The sequence below is a fragment of the Pseudomonas siliginis genome, from assembly GCF_024072275.1.
GTDB lineage: Bacteria > Pseudomonadota > Gammaproteobacteria > Pseudomonadales > Pseudomonadaceae > Aquipseudomonas > Aquipseudomonas siliginis.
Genome location: NZ_CP099598.1, coordinates 3,901,290 through 3,918,159, shown reverse-complemented (window position 1 = coordinate 3,918,159; position 16,870 = coordinate 3,901,290). Strand labels below are relative to the sequence as shown.

Sequence of the window (16,870 nt, the reverse complement as noted above, 5' to 3'; positions counted from 1 at the left end):
ACCTCGCCCGCCGTACACCGGCAGGCTTTTGAGTGGTTGGGTTTACTGCTGGATTAGTTCGGCGGGGACTTTCACCGCGGCGCCGCGCTTGGCGAACAACACGGCGCGGAACACTGCGATGGTTCGGGTTTCGCCGGGCTGGCGCTGGCATGGGTCGTCAGTCATATCTGCCAGCCATGGAACAAGGTGGCCAGCGTCGACCCAGATGTTGTACTTCGTGATCAGCTGCTCGGCGTCGGGCAGGGCGAAGAGATCCAGCTGGCCGGTGGCGGGCTGCTGCCCACCCTCGATCGCGTTGATTGCCCAGTCCAGCGCCGGGCCGGTCAGTTCCTCGGTGCGGACGCTGACCATGCGGTTCATGGTGCCGGCCGCTTCATGAACGTGATCCAGTGCGTTTTTTCGCGCTTGCCTGACTTGTGGCCAAACAGCGGCTTTTCATCGGTAAGCGCAAGCAGCTCGCTGACCGTCACCTGGGTCTCGTTCCACTTAAATATCAGAACGCCTTCGGGTTCCAGCACCCGGAAACACTCGGCGAAACCCTGTCGAATGTCCTCGCGCCAGTCGGCGGTCAGCATGCCGTACTTGGCCCGCATCCAGCTGTCGACCCCGGCGCGGGTTAGGTGCGGCGGATCGAATACCACCAGGCGGAAAGTTGAGGCCTCGAAGGGCAATTTCCGGAAATCCATCAGCACATCCGGCTCAACTTTCAACACCCGACCATCGCAAAGCAGGTGCTGCTCGTCACGGATGTCGCCGAAAAGCGCGCGCTGGTCCTGCTTGTCGAACCACATCATTCGGCTGGCGCTGCACGGGTCGAGGACCTTCGCTGCTGCACTCATCACCGCGGCCCCTTGTAGCAGTACACGTAGGCGAACCAGGAGAGGGCGATCATAGAAGGTGCGCTCCTGCTTCAAGTAGGCCGTCGCGCTCCGCCTTCAGCTGGTCGCGCTCCCCGATCAAAGCCTTGAGGGCGGTTGAGATGTTCCGGTGGCCGAGGGTGATGGTGATGGCCTGGGCTTCGTCGAACAGTTTGACCTTCTGGTCTCGGTCATCAGCTACTCGCGCGGCCAGCTCTTTTTCGTGGATCTTGAGGCAGCGCTTGCAGGTGACATACCGCCAGTCATTAGTGAGCTGGTCGTCGGTCATGACGCCTTCGGTGCCGCAATAGACGCGCTCTGGCGGATCCTGATCAGCCTCGGTGCCGCCGTCCCACGGGTAAAGGTGAATCGCTCGCTTGCTCATCCGATCACCGCCTTTATGGTCAGTACCAATGGAAGCCAGAAGAAGAGGGTGCTTACTGCCACGCAGGAGAAAATCATGGCTGCACCTTTTCGAAGTAGAAGACCACCGGCGCGCCAGTCTCAGCGATCAGGCCGTACGACTTGGCGAGACGGTAGATTGGGTGGTAGCTGTTGAGGCTGTTGACGTGTCCGGCGATCCAATCCCGCCAGCCTTCCAGCGTCTGCCGGCCTTTGCTGATATTGCAGGGGGCGCAGGCTGGCATCATGTTGCCGAGGTTGTGGTTATTGATCTGCTCGGCGACACGCTCATCAGCGACCCGGATAACCGGTTCCAGGTGATCGGCGTGCCAGCGCTCACCCAGCAGTACGCCGCAATACGCGCAATGCCCGCCGTACTTCAGGCGCACTTGCTCGCGCTCAGCTTTCTTCAATCGCATGGCTCGCCCTCTCGGTGGTGATCTCCTTGATGAGCGACAACGGGAGTTGCGCGGCGAATTCGCCTTCTGACCAAGACAGCGGCTCGGACTGGCGGATCATCTCGTTCAGCAATTCGAATGCCGCAAGCAACTGATCGTCGCGGATCTCGCCGTCCTCTGGCAGATCATCAATGAAGTGATCTGCCGGGTCGATTTGGCTGGGGTAGTTCGGTTCGCAGATACAGAGCTGCAGGTCGGCCAGATCGATTTCGCTATCGACCAGGTAGTCGCGCAGATCGTCTTCATCAAAGAAGTACCGATCACCATCGAAGATAACCAGAGGCTCGCCGGCCCATTCCTTGACCGGCATCGCTGCAAATTTCGCTTGGCGGCGGGCGTGGTGGCACGCTTTGCAGTAGCTGTTCACTTCGTAGATATCGTGGTCAGGGTTCGCTTCGCAGCGGCGGTGGGTGGCACCGCAGTAGCGGGCAAGGTTTTCGTCGGCGCCGAAAAAACGACCGTCAGCGGAAACCCAGCCGGTTACCGTTTTGAGGCTGGCCGCTTCCGGGGCGTCGTACATGATGATTGGCTTTTGTGCAGACATGACTTCGTCCTTGCCGCTATAGCGGCTGACTTTGAAGGGGGAGGGAGTTAGGGTTTGCTGCGAGAGTTGGCTGGGTTGCCGAGGTGGTCTTCGATGAACTGCTCGGTGAAGGGCGAGTCCGGTTTTTCAATCGCAGGTTGATGCGAAGCGTTCCACCGTTCGAAGGCTTCTTGCGTGGTTGCCGCTTCGACCTTCTCGCCGCACTGGTTGCACGCCGCCACACCGCCGGCCGCACCGACATCGCGATGACCCTGCTTGCACGGGTGCATGCGCCAGTCCTCATCCTTTGTGGCTTCTGGTTCTGGATATTCTGGACGGGCAGGTGGATAAGCCGGAGCCGTCATCGCCTGGTCAATGGCAGCGCGGAGGTTCTCGCTGTAGTTCTCGCCGATGACGCGCTCGAACGGCTTATCCATCCAATGGCCGACGACCTCGATGTTGATGCTGCTGTCGCCGGCATCGCCGTTAGGGCTGCTGTTGAAGCGGATATCCCAGCAATTAGAATCCAGCGCGTCCAACCGCGCCTTGTCTTGCTCCAGCTCATCAATCCGCTGATCCGCTGCGTTCAGGCGCTGCTGCAGGGCGTCACGCTCGGCGGTGACCCGGTCTAACTCGGTGGCCATCACCACATCAGGCCCGTGCGGGTCATATCCAATGGTCGCGCCGGCCGCTGAAATCATTGTCACGGCTTTGTATCGATGGACTTCAGTCATGGCAGTTCGTCTCCGGCGACCATCTTGCAGGGGCCAAGCCGAACAGTTGCCAGCTCTTCCTTAAGTTCGTTGATCCGGTCTTGGGCCTGATCAACAACCTTCTGTGCTTCGTGCACATCGATCCAGTTGCCCATGGCCTGGTCTTCGAATTTCTGCACCGAGTTGCCGGAGGGCGAAAGCAGGAAGGCGTAGCGGGACAGCGCGTTCAGCTTGTCCCAGAATTCGAAACCTTCACGCGTTTGTATGTTTCGCATCATGCAATCTCCATCGATACCAGATCATGGGCATTCACAACCTTCATGCCGAGCTCGCGGGCAATGTGCACTTCGAGCCGGGCGCCTTTCGAGTTCTCCCAGCCGGGCAGCACTGCCACTTGGCCGCAGAGCCCGAGGCGGGTCAGGTCGTAGGCCATGTAGTCGGCCCAGTCCGCACCGTCGACAACGCCGTGTTCCGCGGGATTCTCGACGACGTAGCTCCGGGCGCGCAGCTCGGCGGCCATCTTGTTGAAAGCGGGGAAATTGAAGTCTTCGAAGCCAGTCATCGGCCCGGCCAAGTACAGGCGGTTGGCGCGGTCAGCCTGAAGCGTTACCCCTGACGCTGCTGGCGCCGGCGCTAGGTCGTGCCAGGTGTCGACCTCGAACTCTGAAGGGCGCAAGCCAAGGCGCCTGCCATCTGGCAGCACAGCCGCGACCGCGCCGTGGCTGTTGGTCCATACGGGAAAGATTTGGCCTTCAGGGCAGATCGGGCCATCACCCCGCAAGAGTGCGGACCCAATTCCCGGCATCGGATCAGCAGCGACGGTCGTGAACATCTTCACCGTGCGCGGCACGCGGTCGCCGAACGGGTAGCTTTTGCTGCGCTTGTGCAGGGCTGGACAGTCGATACGGTTTTCTGTGGGCATGGGGCGTCCTATGCCGGGGCATGCCCGGGCGGTGGAGGGGTGGCAGATTGATATTTCGTGGAAAGGGGCCGTATATTCGACGCTCATCCACGGAGCGGTAACTATGAAAATTCGTACGCAGCACATGACGCTTGGCGCAGCATTGATGCAAATCGCAGAGCATGAGAGCTTCACGGCGATCAACCCTTTACGGCTGCGAGGCGATAAGGTCACAAATGCGTTTTTGATAAACACCGACACCTGTGTGTTTCTCAAATACGGAAGCGAGCCGAAGCCAACCGGTGAATATCAGTTCACCTTCACGACGGACCAAGTTCTCGCCATTGAAGAGGCGCAGGAACACTATCGCGGCGTATTTGTTTGTCTTGTCTGCGTAGAAGAGCAGGAAGTTTGCGGTCTTGAGGCAACAGAACTGCATCGAATGATTTCAGCTCGGAAGTCAACAACCCAAGACGACGAAGAGTCCTACCAGATCCTCATCACTGCACCGGCTGGTGGACGCCTTCGCACGTACACGAATGCCGCAGGCCGGCGCGGCACGCCAGCGCTTGACCCTCTGCTGATAACTCGGAATCGCTTTCCCGCCTTTCTTTTCGAATAACCTCGGTTAGGCTCGCTCACCGAGATCCAGTCCTATCTGGCTGACCCGATCGACACATGCCGGGCTCAGCCAGACGCATTCTGTTCGACTTGCAGTGCCGCGGCCGGCGCTGATCCGCGCCGAAGTGCTGTAGCACGCCCAACCCGGCAGCATTTCTTCATACAGGTCGCTCGGGTATCCCGAAAGCACGACCATTCCTTCTAGCTCGAGCAAAACGCCAAGCAGTTCGCGGTGCGCCGCATCGTCCATTTCGTGCTTGTAGTAACGGCCACTCGATGCGCCTTTGTACCTGGTGTCATGCACGTAGGGCGGGTCGACGTAGTGCAATGTCTGCGGCCCATCGTGCGCCCTGATCACCTCGATCGCCGGCCGGTTCTCAATCAGCACGCCGCTCAGGCGCAGGCCAACTTCTGCCAGCTGCTCAGGGTAGGTTGCCCAAAGTGATTGGGCTGTGCCGTATTGGCGCTTTGTGTCAATGCGAAATCCGGTAACGCCCTTGGTGGCGCCGGCCGATCCGAAGCCCATCTGCGCGCGGATGATGGTGCGCCTGGCTCGCTCGACTGGCTCGGCGCTCGGCTCCCACGACAGTTCGAATTCCTGGCGAGAGTAGGGCGTGAACACCAAACGCTCGGTAAGTCCCGATCGCGTGAGAGGATCCTGCAGGACGCGAAACAGGTTGACGATGTCGCCGTCTAGGTCGTTGTACACCTCGGCATACGATCGAGGCTTCTGCATCAGCACGCCGGCGGCGCCGCCGAAAGATTCGACGTAGCAGGTGTGCGGCGGAAAGTGCTGCAGTACCCATGGAGCAAGCCGGAACTTGGCACCGTGGTAGCGGATGACAGGTGCGGTGATGGTCATGAGTTATTCCAGTCAGGCGCCGCCCTCCGTGACCGGTGGTGGCAATTTGGTTTGGGTTGGGGTATTACGACTTACTGATTGAGTCGAAAGGGGTGGCAATGGAACAAGTTACGGATCAAGAAGTAGACGACGCGATCGACGTTCTGATGCGGTTTGTTCGTGATTTCCTCGACACGAGTGCTACGAATGCGCCTGATGTCGATGAGGTCAGAGCCGCTGTCAGAACCTTGGTAGATGCCAACCGGTTCAACCCGGAGGATTACGAGATCAAGAATTTGCTGCGTGTCAGTGAATCAAAAAAAGGCGTATCGCACGTCGAACTCCATTCTCACCTTAAGCACCTCGCGCCTTACGAAAAGGAACGGCGAGAAATGGAAAAGCACTGGGCAATTCATGGCTATCCTGAAAACGAAGATCCATTTTCGGAGTAGCATCACCTCACTGCTCAACGCCGGTCGCGGCAAACGCTTCAAGCTTCCGCGACCACTTTTCCTTAATAGCCAATTCAGGTCGCGACATAATCGCGAAGCGTTCTGACTCACTAGCCGGCGCTGCGGCCAGATTGATGATGAACGTCGACACCGTCTCCTGCCATTCCTCGAAACCGTGGCGCTCGCCCAGCACCTGAAGCGCATCATCAAGTGCTTTCGAGACAATCAGCGATCGCTTCTCGGCGCCGATCCGATCGAGCAGCGCCTTCTCCTTGGCTCGCTTGTCCTTCTGTAATTGCGCATTGCTCTTGGCCATGGCCTACCTCTTCAATTCCGCTGGCCGGCAAGTCCAGCCAGGTCTGTTTGCGGCGCTGCTGCACCTGTTTGCTGATGCTTTTCATTTTTCGGCGAACGTAATGCCGTTCTCCTGGGCGATCAGCTTCACGCGGCTGATGCGCATGTCGAGTGCGGCGGCTGCCGCCGGTGCGGTCTTGCCGGCTTCGGCCTGAGCCTTGACCTTCGGCGCGTCTTTGTCGCGCAGCGCACGAAGTTTCTTGCTGTGGGGTGTGGCGCCGAACATTGGCACCTCAGCGCTGACACCGGCCGGGATCTGTTGGGCGTGTTTGCCAGCGCCAAAGAAGTCATCCAGCGCCCGGTTGATCTTTGCGGTTACCTCGTCGCGCGGATCAGGAAGTGGAACACCGATCACTGGACACCTCCTGCCGGCCGGTTGGCCTTCTCTTCAAATTGCATTGCTATGTCATACGCCGCCTTGAAGGTTTCACGGAAGGCGCGAGTCTTGCCGCTGCTCAGGTCGATGACCCGATACATCCCGTCGCTCTCGCCGGACACCTGGAAGCGAACCTTCTTTGGGGGCATAACCTGATCAACGCGCTTGAAGAACTCGAGGCGCGCGGCGTGGGTTTTCTGGAGCAGCACACCGAGTTCGTCGATGCGCTCTTGAAATGATGGATGCATGGCAGATGCCTCGGTGTGGGTTACGTGTATTCGTCAGCACTCTGTGCCGCCTGCTGGTTGCCGTTGGGCGCAGGGGAGAGTGCTGACGGATAAAGGCTGTGGGAGCGAGCTGCGTGCTTTGTTGGTAGTTCTGTCTGCCAGCTCCCGGAATAGAGCGGCGCCGCCTGTGGGAGCGAAGCGAAGAAAAGGCCCAACTGGACGGGAGGGCCTTTTGTGTAGCAACAGATGCAGTGATTCTCGGGTTCCGTTGTTTTGGGCGGGACCGATCAGCGCCAGAACGCTGCGACCCCGGCGATACATCGCCATCGCTCACGGTTTGCACGTTGCGGATCGGTTGGCAGCGCGATAGAGCAGGGCGGTTCTGGCCGCACATGACCCAGCGCTACGCCGATCAGTATGATCAGGAGCATGTTGATCTCCGGTTGATTGCAGGTGTCCAGCGTCTGCTGGGTTGGCGTCCGCATCCCGCTGCCCACTCAGTGAATGGGCAGAAGTGATGCCTACTGGATGGCTCTCAGCTCGCTACGCAGCACCCAGTTGCCGGACGCTTTCACCATGCAGCCTACGAATGGTGCGTACTTGGTTTCGCGATCGGTTTGGTAGCCGTAGTAGGAGCAGACGCCGCGTTTGAAGATGCTGCTGATGAGAAGCCCTGCGACCAAGAGCACCCCGAGGATGATCAAGGCCTGGCGCAGCCGCTTGCTCACGCTTCGATACCGAAGTCTTTCAGGCGCAGGCCGAGCTCATTGCCGATCTCGGCGAGCACCTTCATCTCTTCGGGGCTGATGTTGCCGTCGCCTTCGGCCACGGTGAGCATGTTCACGAACACTTCTTCGGCGTCCGCCGGGTTGTTTTTGATGTCGCGGATCTCGCGCAGGATGTTCATGCGACCGAGACGGAAACCCGCCTGCAACTGTTCGGTGAACAGGTTGACGGTGCTGGTGATTTCGGAGCCGAAGTGCTCGAGGGCCTTGTTTGCGCGGATCTGGATGTCGATCTGCGCCGCTTCGTTTTTGCTGATCTCGCCATCCGATGCCGCAACCAGCAGGCAGCCGCCGACGATGGCTTGCATCAGGTCACGATTTTCCAGTTTCTTGACTGCGCGCTTGGCGCCGAACAGCTTTTTACCGATACCGAACATGGGTGATTCCTCGGGGGGTTGGGTTACATCCCGCTGCACCCTGTCGCTAAGGTGCAGAAGTGATGCTGTCCAGCTGATGGATCAGGCAAGCAGCACAGGCTGCTCAGATCGGCGCACCATTCGAACCTGAGCAGTACGGCGCTCAGGCACTCGGCGATCACGCCGCATCGCGTCGTCACCAATCACTGCGTGAATCGCTATGAGTGCGGCAAGCACGAAGCACATCGGCGAGATGATCTGTCGGCGCATAGCTTCGGCCACTGCTGCCGTCTGCCGAGTTACGCCGAGCTTGAACATGGCGCAGGACAGGCGTTTGGCTACGGTGCAAGCCGCGACATCGAACTGCCTGGCGATTTGCTTTGCCGTCATGCCTTGAGCGGTGCCGAGCAGGTACTGAACTTCTTTAGGCGCCAGGCCTCGTCCGAGATGACCCTTCCATGCGCCGCTTACGATCGTTGCTTCCATCGATGTGACTCCCGGTTGGTTTCCCAATGCACCCGGCCAACCAGGTGCATCAGTGAAATCTTCCGTCCCTTCGGCGCTGCTGGCGCGGTACGGGCTCGTTCAAATTGTTCGTCCGACCGCGACTCTGTCCGCCGGATAACTCGATTTGGCGCTTTACGCTGCACGCCCGGGTCAGTTGCCAACCCTCTGAACCGTTAAGGCCGGTTCATCGCTGCCTTCCATCTGGCCGGTTGTTATCCGGCGATGGAGTCAGTTAACCATCGGTATATTTAGCCGTCAATACCGATGGTTAATTTATTTTTCATGGGCGTGAGATATGCTTTGCTCATAACTGGATGGATATACAGCTATCGGGAGGGTGAAATGGCAAAGCCAGCGAAGCAACCTAAACCAGCAGTACTGCAGGAGATGAGCAGCGTGGAGCGACTAAGCCTTCGGGTTTCGTCGATGATCAATTCGCCACGAGCCATGGAAAGGTGTTCAGCGCTGATACATCGATTGGACTCTGACCAAGATGTGGATTGGGATGAGGTTATGGGCCGGATAGCTGAGATTGATGGGGTGAATATGATCTTCCAAGACGATGGCGGGGTGCTCTTGGAATGGGAGCCGCTGAGCGACGAGGATCGGGTTCTTGAGATAGGCGAAGTTGAACAGATAGAAGAGCCAGCGCCTTTCTGATAGGCGTAAAAAAAGCCCGCAGATTGCGGGCTTCTTTACAATAGCGCGGTTAGGCTTTACGAGCGTTCCAAATCAACAGCACTTTGGCATGAATCGTTACGTCGTCTATCCGTGCCTCTAGATCTCTGACGTGCTTATTGTCGGATACAAGCAAAAAGCGCTCGGAATCCAGCAATTGAATCCGCTTTATGAACAAGTGCTCATGCCAGGTGAGAACATAGATCCCGTCGCCTGCGTACTCATTGACGCCCTTGTCGACTATTAGCGGGTCTTTATCGTTGATCGTGCCCTCCATGCTCTGACCCCAGCCAGTAATCATGGCAAGGGAGTGAGGGGAAGTGTAGGTAATCCCTTTTTCGCGAAGTACGTCCTCGCGGATTATCAGGTTCCTAATGACCTCGTTGTAGTCGCCCGGTACTTGGCCGTGCCCCATGGAGGCGCGCACATCGTATTGGCGAATGATGATCTCTTCAGGCCTCGCCTTTATCCCCGAAAAATCCGCCTGAATCACCTTTCCCTGCGCCTCTCCGGCCGCCGTAAGCGCCGCGGCTGCGATTTTCTCCTGCGCATCCGCATCCAAATTCTTCCCGGCGTGCTTGCGGATCATCTCCATTACCTTCTCAGCGGCACTCGACCCGATTGGCACGACCGTCTTGCTAGGGGGGCTGGTCAGCGCAGCAATCTCTTCAGCAAGGCGGGGGCTGAATGCTGAAACCGGCTCATCAAGCATGCGCGCAAGCACTGCTGCGAACTTGGTGTTCAGTGGATTGATGCCCTTGAAGTACAGGTTTACTGCGGCCGGGGTCATTCCGGCCTCATCGGCGATTTTCTTTTGACTGAGCTTCAGTTCGTTCTTTTTCGAGAGGAACAGGTCGTGCGCAGCAGCGCATTCGGCCATCAGCTCAGGCGGGAGGATTCGTTTCTTGGTCATCGCGCGAATGTATACCAATGGTTAAAAATAAGAAGAAACCATCGGTATTGATTAAAAATTAACAGATGGTTAATATCGGCCTCATCTACAAACGAGGCCAGATCATGAACGAGACCCCCCTCGAGGCATTTGTTGCTGAAAAAGGCCAGTCCGAGGCAGCAAGGCTTCTCCGCGTTACGGCCCCCGCGATCCACAAGGCGCTAACAGCCAAGCGGGATATCCGAGTCCTTGAACTTCCTGATGGAAGCTTCCAGGCGAAAGAGCAACGCCCATTCCCATCGCAGAACACCGCCGCGTAATCAGCGCTGGCTGTGTGACGGATTATCCCGGACGCAAAGCGGAATGAGCAGAACGCCGAAATAGCTGTTAATTCATACAGTACAAAGGAAGGGAAGAGAGATGGCAGATCGACAAAAAAAAACTGGGTATCCGGTAGATGGCGGGGCAGTCGAGAAGCTCGACTACCTCGCCAGCTTAATTACTTCCGATCAACCTTTTCCGCGCCGCGCAACAGGCTATCGATTGCGGCTTGATGCACTCCGAGCCCGCCTTTCCAAGACGGCTCGCCTGGCATGGCAGTCATTAAGGAGTTTGCGTCCTTTTTGAACTGTTCCATATCCAGATGCGGGTTCATCGCGACAGCTTTGCCGATCAATTGCAATGCTGCAAGTACACCGATTTCAAATGGGCTGATTCCGTTTTCGTCACTCATGTCTGGCCTCCAATGGCCTTTTCGTTTGGAAGCAGAAAGCTATCACGGATGTGCCGGACACCCATACCGCCTGAATCGCAGGCATAAAAAAACCGCCTGGCAGGGCGGTTCTTTCAACAACAAGCAAAACAATGTGGGGCCATTATGAACACGAATACCACCCCCGGCAATACCCCCAGTGTCGCGACACATTTCAGTCACTCGCAAAACGTGTCGCGACACATGTCCTCGCGCGAGATCGCCGACGTTATCGGCAGCTCTCACGACAACGTGCTGAAAACCATCCGCTCGCTGGTTGCAAGGGGTGTCGTTTCTTCAAACGACACCCCCTATATCCATCCGCAGAACGGTCAGGTCTATCGCGAGTTCCTGCTTTCTCAGCGTGACACTCTGGTTGTTGTGTCCGGCTACAGCGTCGAGTTGCGCGCTCGCATCATCGACCGCTGGCAGGAGCTGGAAGCCCAGGCCGGTCAATTCCAAATCCCGGCCACCTATGCCGAGGCGCTGCAAGCCGCAGCCGATCAGGCGAAGGACAACCAGACACTGCGACTGGTCATTCTCGATCAGGCGCCGAAGGTTGCGGCAATCAATCGCCTTGCAGCTGCCGGCGGCGCGATTTGCATCACCGACGCTGCAAAGCATCTGCAGATCCAGCCTTCGAAGCTGTTCGCGTGGATGGAGCAGAACCGGTGGATCTTTCGCCGCCAAGGCTCGGGCCGCTGGACTGCTTACCAGCCACGAATCACATCAGGTTGCATGGTCCACAAGGTGACCGCGCTCAAACCTGACCCAGAAACCGGCGTGGAACGCGCCGCTTTCGATCCTCTCGTTACCCCGAAGGGCCTTGCCCGTCTGGCCGAATTCAATATCGGAGCTTCGCTGTGAGCGTTCAAGCAATGTCATGGGCGCTCGGTTTGCCCACTCAAGTTCTCAAAGATTCCAGCGCTCGGCACGTGCTGCTGTGTTTGGCCAACTACGCCGGCTCGAACGGCACTGGTGCTTTCCCATCCGCTACCACCTTGGCCGAAGACACAGGTCTGTCTGAGCGCACGGTGCGTTACAAGCTGGACGATCTGGAAAAGTCCGGGCTTATCAAGAAGGGTAATCAGGCGATCGCCGCCGTACACATCGATCGCCATGACCGCCGCCCAGTCGTTTACGACCTTCAACTATCTCGGGGTGCAAATCCTGCACCCCGTTCTGAGCGGGGTGCAAATGACGCAACGGGGTGCAACTCACAACAGAACGGGGTGCAGCCTGAGACAGAACGGGGTGCAGCGGCTGCACCCAATACGTCACTTAACCATCAGGTAACCGAAGAGCAGCTGCAGCAGCGCGAGATCGATTCCGCTGTCGTCCAGCAAGACCGGGCCGCCGTCGAATCGCAAGACGACCGCCAACGCTTCGCCATGTTCGCCACCTGGATTCCGAACGAGAAGGCTCTGTCGGATCAGATCGCAATCGCCGGGCTTCCTGCCGATGCGGTCCCCGAAGCGGCGATCCGGGCGTTCATGGGTTTCTTCGTTGCCAAACCAGCGACCGTTGATACCTCGGCAGGCTGGTGCTACCGGCTGGTGCAGTGGGTCAAGCGCGAACGCGTCAAGGCTTCGGGTCAGGGCAAGGCGCCTGACTTCGACAGCACCAGTTGGGCCGATGATTTGGGAGGTCTGTGATGGGTGTTCCTGTGAAAAAACCCACCCTCAAAAGCGCAAACACGCTGATGAAGTCGATGGGTAATCTGCCTCCAGTGATTCCGTCGATTCCAACCCAGCTTCCGCCCGGTACCACTGAGGTCGTCAATGCTCTGTTCAAAGAGTTGAAGGCTATCTTTCCAGCCTGGCGTCAGGCATGGCCCGACGATGAAACCTTGGACGCAGCGAAGCGCAGCTGGATCAAGGCGTTCATGGCTGAGGGCATCCATCAGCTCGAGCAGATCCGATATGGCATCCAAAACTGCCGCAAGCTGGGTGGCGATTTCGCCCCGAGCGTGGGCAAGTTCATCAAGTGGTGTCAGCCGACTCCCGAGATGCTTGGCATTCCCACTCACGACAGAGCGTTTCGCGAGGCGCTGGAAAATTCTCACCCGAGCCGCGCGGGTTCGCGAACGTGGTCGCACGCAGCGGTTCGGCACGCGGCGCTGCAGTGCGAACTTCACAACCTCGCTGACCAGGTATCCGACAAGGCGAGCGAGATCTTCGATCGAGCCTACGACATCACCATTCGCATGCTGGTGCAGGGTCAGGATCTAGACGACATCGCGATCGGCATCGGGCATGACAGTCAGAAAGCAGAGGTTGAGTACGCGGTGGAAGAGGGCGAGCGCTTCATTCACGCGACGATGAGGCGTCAGGGAATACCAACTGACGGGCAGTCTGCACGCGAGCAGCTGCTGCGCCGTCTCGGTCTCACGCCATCGGCTCGGGTCGTGGGGGGCGCCGCCCATGGCTGATTCCCGCCTTGCGCCGGTTGATCCTTCGGATTACCGGTACGCCGTCCACAGCTGCGGCTACAAGTGGGATCTGACTTGTCTGCCTGACCGTGCCGTCGCGCTGTTCGCTGATTCGGCGGCCGCACTCCGGTTCGGTCAGTCGATGTGGCCATCCACTTGCGAAGTGATCGACATCACCACGGGGGAGCGGGTATGCGCGTGACCTCCAAGAAACTCCGCGCTTCGGCGAACGGCCAGGAATGCACGATGCGCATGCCGGGCGTCTGCAACCACAACCCGGAAACCACCGTGCTCGCCCACCTGCCTTGCGGGCAGAAGGGCATGGGCATGAAGGGCTTCGACACAGTAGCGGTTTACGCGTGCAGCGCCTGCCATGACGTGATCGACGCCCGCGCAGCCGGCGAGATCGATTGGCAGGACGTGCCGCGCGCGATCGCCGAAACCCACGAAGCCCTGATCAGGGCAGGAATTCTCACCGTGAAGGGGGCCGCATGATCGCCTTTTTGGAAAACAACCTCATCGCAATTTACCTCGGTTTCATTTTGATCGTGTGCGAAGCCTGCTTCTGGGGTATCCGCCGGATCACTCGGCGTGAACGTATCGCGCGCGGTGATCGGGGATGAAGGCCTTCACTCCGAAGCTGTTCAAACCACAGTCCTCCCGCGCCAAGCCAGTCGACAGGGAAGGGCTTGAGCAGGCCGCGCTAATGCGTGAGCTTGAGTTGTGCCACCCGGCAGCGTTCGATTTGATCTACCACGTCCCGAACGGTGGGCACCGAGTGAAGGCGGTCGCGGCCAAGCTCAAGGCCCAGGGCGTGAAGGCAGGTATCCCTGATCTGGTGCTCAGCATGGCGCGGGGCGGTTACTTCGGCCTGTACATCGAATTCAAGGCCACGCCACCGAATGATGCGGCGGTGTCGGCGAGCCAGCAGGAGCGTCTGCGCAAGCTGAACGATCAGGGCTATCTCGCCATCGTGTGCCGTGGTCACTTTGATGCGATGGAGCAGATCCGAGCCTACCTTCGTCTGGCTCCTACAGTGGTGGCCGCGTGAGTACCGCCGCGGTGAAGATCACCGAAGCCGAGATCAAGCGCCAAGCCGCCGGCACTGTGCAGGACGTGCGCGACCTCGAAAACAAAGGCCTGTATCTGCGCTTCAACAAGGCCCGCACCGGTGGCTCGTGGTACCTGGTGTTGAAAGGCGAGTGGAACCAGATCGGCACCTTCCCAGAGCTGACGCACAAGCAGGTGGTTGCCGCGCTACCGTCGATTCGACTGCGTCTGGCCGCCGGCGAAGGGGCGAGCCTGTCCAAGTGGAGCAACGTGGGCGAGCTGCTGGAGTGGTTCGCGGATCGCATGTCGCGCGATCGCAATCTGTCGACCAAGCGCAAGAACACCGGCGCATCGATCATCAAGTGCCACCTGAAACCGCGCCTCGGCGAACTGCCGCTGATCGGCATCGACAAGGCTGCCCTCGACACCCTGCTGATGTGGCCGCTGCAGGAGACGGTTTCCATCGACTACGTGCGTTCGGCATTTCAGTTGCTGGCCCTGGCATTCCGGCAGGCGGCCAAGCTGGGGATGATCACGTCCAATCCGATGGCCGCGATCCGGTTCAATGACTTCTCCAAGGCAAAGGTCGGCATCAAGCCGTCCCGGCTGCGCGGTGTCCAGCTGGAAGGGCTGCTCGCGCAGTTGGCCGAGGTCATGGACAAGGCGCCGATGGATTCGATGCTCGCGCTGATGATGCTTTGCCATGGCACACGGATCGGCGAAACCCGGATGGCGCGCTGGTCGCACATCAGCCTGGCCGAACGTGAGTGGTTCATTCCGGCCGAGAACACGAAAACCGGTGTCGAGCATCACCTTCCCCTGACGGAGCAAGTGTGCACGCTGCTGACCCGGTACCGCGAAGATCAATATGCCCGAGGCTATGAGGGCCAGTGCCTGTTCCCGGCGCGCAACGGCAAGTCACTGGGCGAGGCTCAGGGCTGCGCCGTGTTTCGTCGGTTGGGGCAGGGCGAGTGGACCAGTCACGACCTGCGCAAGGTGGCCCGCACTGGCTGGGCAGATCTCGGCATCGACCACCTGATTGGCGAGCTGCTGATCAACCACGCGATGGGCCACAACGTGAAGGTTTACATCCAGTCGGACGTAATGAGCCGCAAGCGTGATGCTCTCGATCAGTGGCACGCGCATCTAGATCAGAAAGGCTTCGCAGCGATTCACGGATTGACCGGCTTTAGATTTGAAGATTCTGTTAATCCGCTGCAAGCCACAGAACATAAGGCCTGCAAGGCCATTGAAGAAACAACCATAGGCGAGGTTTAAAAATGGATAAAAAGCAGCATGGCCCCGCCTTTGTGCGCCGCCAGATCCCGATGACAGAGTGCCCCTCGTGCCATGGCGCCGGCCTGATCCAAGGCGTTTTCCATCAACTCGAATGCATCGGTTGTCACTCGTCAGGTCTGGTTCATGCCGAGACGCTGGAGCCGCTTTTGATCGAGGACCTAGTGGTGCAACTCGGCTTGAAAGTGCGAAACCTGTCATCGCAACTAAAGGCGCTCAACTGCTCGCCACCCAGCGCTGAGGCCAAGCACTACCAGCAAACCAATACGCGCGGCGCTGGCCGCTCGACTTTCCGGGGGGATTGAGCGATGGGCATCTATAAAGACGTGATGGGCACTCTGGTGCGCGTGCTGGCTGCTGACAACATCGACAACAGTACCAAGCAGTCGTGGCAGAAGCTGATCGACGCCGATCTTCGCCAGGGTGGCAATGGCAACTCCCTTTCGCCACGCGACAAGTTCGATTATGACTGCTGCCTCTATGCGCTGCTGCACCGTCAGCTTGACCCTGCGCAGTGGGACGTTCTGGTCGCGAAGTATTCGACGCACAAGGCCAATAAGGTCGCCGCCATTGGCCGTCTGGTCGCGCGCATGACCTCGCCAGCGCCCCAGCTGTTCATTTACAAGGCGCTCACAGCGTGGGCAATTCCGAAGCTCAAGGGCGTGCAGGTGGGGAAGCGCTCGACTGACATGATCGTGCTGCCGGCTGAGTTCTACGACATGAACACCTGGGACCTGGCTGGATCACCGGAGCGCACTCGGCGTAACTGGCGTGGTGGCATCCACAAGCGACTCGAGCAGTTGGAAGAGGCAGCAGTGATCCATGCCACCGAGATATTCGAGCGTGAAGAAATCTTTGTTGATGCCGCTTGACCATGATGGCCACTTGGCCGTAAATTAACCCCATCATGTCGATCTTGCGCGTTATGAGAGGCGACACCAAAGCCCAGCCCTGTTGCTGGGTTTTTTGTTCTGGTGTGCTTACTGCGTTTGTGCACGCTGATATGCTGGCTTACCGCATTCTCGCGGGTGACCTGACATATGGAGTTGGCATGAGAAGAAATCTGGAGAATGTTAAGCATCTTTTGGATTTAGTGCAGGCTTACGCCGACCAGCACGGAGTTCTATACGAAGAGCTGGCCATCAAGTGGCAAGAGTCCGGCGGTGGTCGTCCGATGCAAGAGTCTGAGTGTTTCTATCTGGTTGCATTGTGTAAGCAGGCTGGAATGCTTAATGAGTCTGTCGCTCCTTTTCATGGGGGGCGATTAATCCAGCTGACTTGGTCGGGTCATGAGTACCTAGACGCTAAGACGATCAAGCCTCAAATCTAGAATGTCTGAAAATACCCAATAAGCCCGACCATCGCGTCGGGCTTTTTCGTTCACGCTCCCCGAGAGGGA

At 58.5% G+C, this 16,870-nt stretch carries 32 protein-coding genes; 15 read left to right on the top strand and 17 right to left on the bottom strand.

What is annotated here, in order from left to right:
* Window positions 1–42: 42 nt before the first annotated feature.
* From NF676_RS18030 to NF676_RS17995, 8 genes are all read right to left on the bottom strand, one after another.
* Window positions 43–360: a hypothetical protein gene (locus tag NF676_RS18030; protein WP_252886533.1), complete on the bottom strand. Its 318-nt coding sequence runs from the start codon at window positions 358–360 to the stop codon at window positions 43–45.
* On the bottom strand, window positions 357–839 hold the full coding sequence (locus tag NF676_RS18025) for a class I SAM-dependent methyltransferase (RefSeq protein ID WP_252886532.1): 483 nt from the start codon (window positions 837–839) through the stop codon (window positions 357–359). The genes NF676_RS18030 and NF676_RS18025 overlap by 4 nt, the downstream gene beginning before the upstream one ends.
* Window positions 840–888: 49 nt before the next feature.
* Window positions 889–1,242 (bottom strand): hypothetical protein, encoded by a 354-nt coding sequence (locus tag NF676_RS18020; protein ID WP_252886531.1) that lies wholly within the window; start codon window positions 1,240–1,242, stop codon window positions 889–891.
* Window positions 1,243–1,315: 73 nt separating this feature from the next.
* Window positions 1,316–1,678, bottom strand: a complete 363-nt coding sequence (locus NF676_RS18015) for an HNH endonuclease (RefSeq protein WP_252886530.1) — start codon at window positions 1,676–1,678, stop codon at window positions 1,316–1,318.
* Entirely contained in the window at window positions 1,659–2,237 is a 579-nt protein-coding gene (locus NF676_RS18010; RefSeq protein ID WP_252886529.1) for a hypothetical protein, read from the bottom strand. Before NF676_RS18010 ends, NF676_RS18015 begins: the two co-directional genes overlap by 20 nt.
* A gap of 71 nt (window positions 2,238–2,308) precedes the next feature.
* The gene (locus tag NF676_RS18005) at window positions 2,309–2,974 is read right to left on the bottom strand and encodes a hypothetical protein (protein ID WP_252886528.1); all 666 of its coding nucleotides are present in this window, start codon (window positions 2,972–2,974) and stop codon (window positions 2,309–2,311) included.
* Window positions 2,971–3,228 carry a hypothetical protein gene (locus NF676_RS18000; protein WP_252886527.1) on the bottom strand — a complete coding sequence of 86 codons (258 nt, stop codon included), beginning with the start codon at window positions 3,226–3,228 and terminating at the stop codon, window positions 2,971–2,973. Before NF676_RS18000 ends, NF676_RS18005 begins: the two co-directional genes overlap by 4 nt.
* The gene (locus NF676_RS17995) at window positions 3,228–3,875 is read right to left on the bottom strand and encodes a DUF4406 domain-containing protein (RefSeq protein WP_252886526.1); all 648 of its coding nucleotides are present in this window, start codon (window positions 3,873–3,875) and stop codon (window positions 3,228–3,230) included. Before NF676_RS17995 ends, NF676_RS18000 begins: the two co-directional genes overlap by 1 nt.
* A gap of 103 nt (window positions 3,876–3,978) precedes the next feature.
* On the opposite strand from NF676_RS17995, the gene NF676_RS17990 reads away from it, so the two are divergent.
* On the top strand, window positions 3,979–4,476 hold the full coding sequence (locus NF676_RS17990) for a hypothetical protein (protein ID WP_122660010.1): 498 nt from the start codon (window positions 3,979–3,981) through the stop codon (window positions 4,474–4,476).
* 6 nt (window positions 4,477–4,482) lie between these two features.
* On the opposite strand, the gene NF676_RS17985 is transcribed toward NF676_RS17990, so the two are convergent.
* Window positions 4,483–5,337 (bottom strand): DNA adenine methylase, encoded by an 855-nt coding sequence (locus tag NF676_RS17985; protein ID WP_252886525.1) that lies wholly within the window; start codon window positions 5,335–5,337, stop codon window positions 4,483–4,485.
* Between the two features lie 98 nt (window positions 5,338–5,435).
* Between NF676_RS17985 and NF676_RS17980 the strand changes: the two genes are divergently transcribed.
* Window positions 5,436–5,768 (top strand): hypothetical protein, encoded by a 333-nt coding sequence (locus tag NF676_RS17980; protein WP_252886524.1) that lies wholly within the window; start codon window positions 5,436–5,438, stop codon window positions 5,766–5,768.
* Window positions 5,769–5,775: 7 nt separating this feature from the next.
* Here the strand turns inward: NF676_RS17980 and NF676_RS17975 are convergent, their stop codons facing one another.
* The 6 genes from NF676_RS17975 to NF676_RS17950 all read right to left on the bottom strand — a co-directional run bounded on the left by NF676_RS17975 (window position 5,776) and on the right by NF676_RS17950 (window position 8,352).
* Window positions 5,776–6,084 (bottom strand): hypothetical protein, encoded by a 309-nt coding sequence (locus NF676_RS17975; protein ID WP_252886523.1) that lies wholly within the window; start codon window positions 6,082–6,084, stop codon window positions 5,776–5,778.
* Between the two features lie 81 nt (window positions 6,085–6,165).
* Window positions 6,166–6,477, bottom strand: coding sequence for a hypothetical protein (locus tag NF676_RS17970; protein ID WP_252886522.1), 312 nt, complete (start codon window positions 6,475–6,477; stop codon window positions 6,166–6,168).
* The gene (locus NF676_RS17965; protein WP_252886521.1) at window positions 6,474–6,746 is read right to left on the bottom strand and encodes a hypothetical protein; all 273 of its coding nucleotides are present in this window, start codon (window positions 6,744–6,746) and stop codon (window positions 6,474–6,476) included. The genes NF676_RS17970 and NF676_RS17965 overlap by 4 nt, the downstream gene beginning before the upstream one ends.
* A 500-nt stretch (window positions 6,747–7,246) precedes the next feature.
* Window positions 7,247–7,453, bottom strand: coding sequence for a hypothetical protein (locus NF676_RS17960; RefSeq protein ID WP_252886520.1), 207 nt, complete (start codon window positions 7,451–7,453; stop codon window positions 7,247–7,249).
* Window positions 7,450–7,887, bottom strand: coding sequence for a tellurite resistance TerB family protein (locus NF676_RS17955; protein WP_128613734.1), 438 nt, complete (start codon window positions 7,885–7,887; stop codon window positions 7,450–7,452). Before NF676_RS17955 ends, NF676_RS17960 begins: the two co-directional genes overlap by 4 nt.
* Before the next feature lie 81 nt (window positions 7,888–7,968).
* A complete protein-coding gene (locus NF676_RS17950; protein WP_122507128.1) occupies window positions 7,969–8,352 on the bottom strand; it encodes a LuxR C-terminal-related transcriptional regulator in 384 nt (127 codons plus the stop codon).
* Between the two features lie 363 nt (window positions 8,353–8,715).
* Between NF676_RS17950 and NF676_RS17945 the strand changes: the two genes are divergently transcribed.
* A complete protein-coding gene (locus NF676_RS17945; RefSeq protein ID WP_252886519.1) occupies window positions 8,716–9,033 on the top strand; it encodes a DUF1654 domain-containing protein in 318 nt (105 codons plus the stop codon).
* Between the two features lie 49 nt (window positions 9,034–9,082).
* On the opposite strand, the gene NF676_RS17940 is transcribed toward NF676_RS17945, so the two are convergent.
* Window positions 9,083–9,964, bottom strand: a complete 882-nt coding sequence (locus NF676_RS17940) for a LexA family transcriptional regulator (protein WP_252886518.1) — start codon at window positions 9,962–9,964, stop codon at window positions 9,083–9,085.
* Between the two features lie 104 nt (window positions 9,965–10,068).
* Between NF676_RS17940 and NF676_RS17935 the strand changes: the two genes are divergently transcribed.
* Window positions 10,069–10,263 (top strand): Cro/CI family transcriptional regulator, encoded by a 195-nt coding sequence (locus NF676_RS17935; protein WP_252886517.1) that lies wholly within the window; start codon window positions 10,069–10,071, stop codon window positions 10,261–10,263.
* A 179-nt stretch (window positions 10,264–10,442) separates the two neighbouring features.
* Here NF676_RS17935 and NF676_RS17930 read toward each other — a convergent pair whose 3' ends face one another.
* On the bottom strand, window positions 10,443–10,676 hold the full coding sequence (locus NF676_RS17930; protein WP_252886516.1) for a hypothetical protein: 234 nt from the start codon (window positions 10,674–10,676) through the stop codon (window positions 10,443–10,445).
* Window positions 10,677–10,898: 222 nt separating this feature from the next.
* On the opposite strand from NF676_RS17930, the gene NF676_RS17925 reads away from it, so the two are divergent.
* From NF676_RS17925 to NF676_RS17880, 11 genes are all read left to right on the top strand, one after another.
* Complete coding sequence (locus tag NF676_RS17925; protein WP_252887978.1) at window positions 10,899–11,561, top strand: phage antirepressor KilAC domain-containing protein; 663 nt, start codon at window positions 10,899–10,901, stop codon at window positions 11,559–11,561.
* An 11-nt stretch (window positions 11,562–11,572) separates the two neighbouring features.
* Window positions 11,573–12,349, top strand: coding sequence for a helix-turn-helix domain-containing protein (locus tag NF676_RS17920; RefSeq protein WP_252887977.1), 777 nt, complete (start codon window positions 11,573–11,575; stop codon window positions 12,347–12,349).
* Entirely contained in the window at window positions 12,349–13,125 is a 777-nt protein-coding gene (locus tag NF676_RS17915; protein WP_252886515.1) for a replication protein P, read from the top strand. The genes NF676_RS17920 and NF676_RS17915 overlap by 1 nt, the downstream gene beginning before the upstream one ends.
* Window positions 13,118–13,327, top strand: a complete 210-nt coding sequence (locus NF676_RS17910) for a hypothetical protein (RefSeq protein ID WP_150743291.1) — start codon at window positions 13,118–13,120, stop codon at window positions 13,325–13,327. Before NF676_RS17915 ends, NF676_RS17910 begins: the two co-directional genes overlap by 8 nt.
* Complete coding sequence (locus tag NF676_RS17905; RefSeq protein WP_252886514.1) at window positions 13,318–13,620, top strand: nuclease domain-containing protein; 303 nt, start codon at window positions 13,318–13,320, stop codon at window positions 13,618–13,620. The genes NF676_RS17910 and NF676_RS17905 overlap by 10 nt, the downstream gene beginning before the upstream one ends.
* Complete coding sequence (locus NF676_RS27605; protein WP_277342526.1) at window positions 13,617–13,748, top strand: hypothetical protein; 132 nt, start codon at window positions 13,617–13,619, stop codon at window positions 13,746–13,748. The genes NF676_RS17905 and NF676_RS27605 overlap by 4 nt, the downstream gene beginning before the upstream one ends.
* A complete protein-coding gene (locus NF676_RS17900; RefSeq protein WP_252886513.1) occupies window positions 13,745–14,176 on the top strand; it encodes a VRR-NUC domain-containing protein in 432 nt (143 codons plus the stop codon). The genes NF676_RS27605 and NF676_RS17900 overlap by 4 nt, the downstream gene beginning before the upstream one ends.
* Window positions 14,173–15,453 (top strand): tyrosine-type recombinase/integrase, encoded by a 1,281-nt coding sequence (locus tag NF676_RS17895; protein ID WP_252886512.1) that lies wholly within the window; start codon window positions 14,173–14,175, stop codon window positions 15,451–15,453. Before NF676_RS17900 ends, NF676_RS17895 begins: the two co-directional genes overlap by 4 nt.
* A 2-nt stretch (window positions 15,454–15,455) precedes the next feature.
* Window positions 15,456–15,776 carry a hypothetical protein gene (locus NF676_RS17890; RefSeq protein ID WP_252886511.1) on the top strand — a complete coding sequence of 107 codons (321 nt, stop codon included), beginning with the start codon at window positions 15,456–15,458 and terminating at the stop codon, window positions 15,774–15,776.
* Between the two features lie 3 nt (window positions 15,777–15,779).
* Entirely contained in the window at window positions 15,780–16,343 is a 564-nt protein-coding gene (locus NF676_RS17885; protein ID WP_252886510.1) for a hypothetical protein, read from the top strand.
* 179 nt (window positions 16,344–16,522) lie between these two features.
* Complete coding sequence (locus NF676_RS17880; RefSeq protein WP_252886509.1) at window positions 16,523–16,801, top strand: hypothetical protein; 279 nt, start codon at window positions 16,523–16,525, stop codon at window positions 16,799–16,801.
* Window positions 16,802–16,870: the final 69 nt, after the last annotated feature.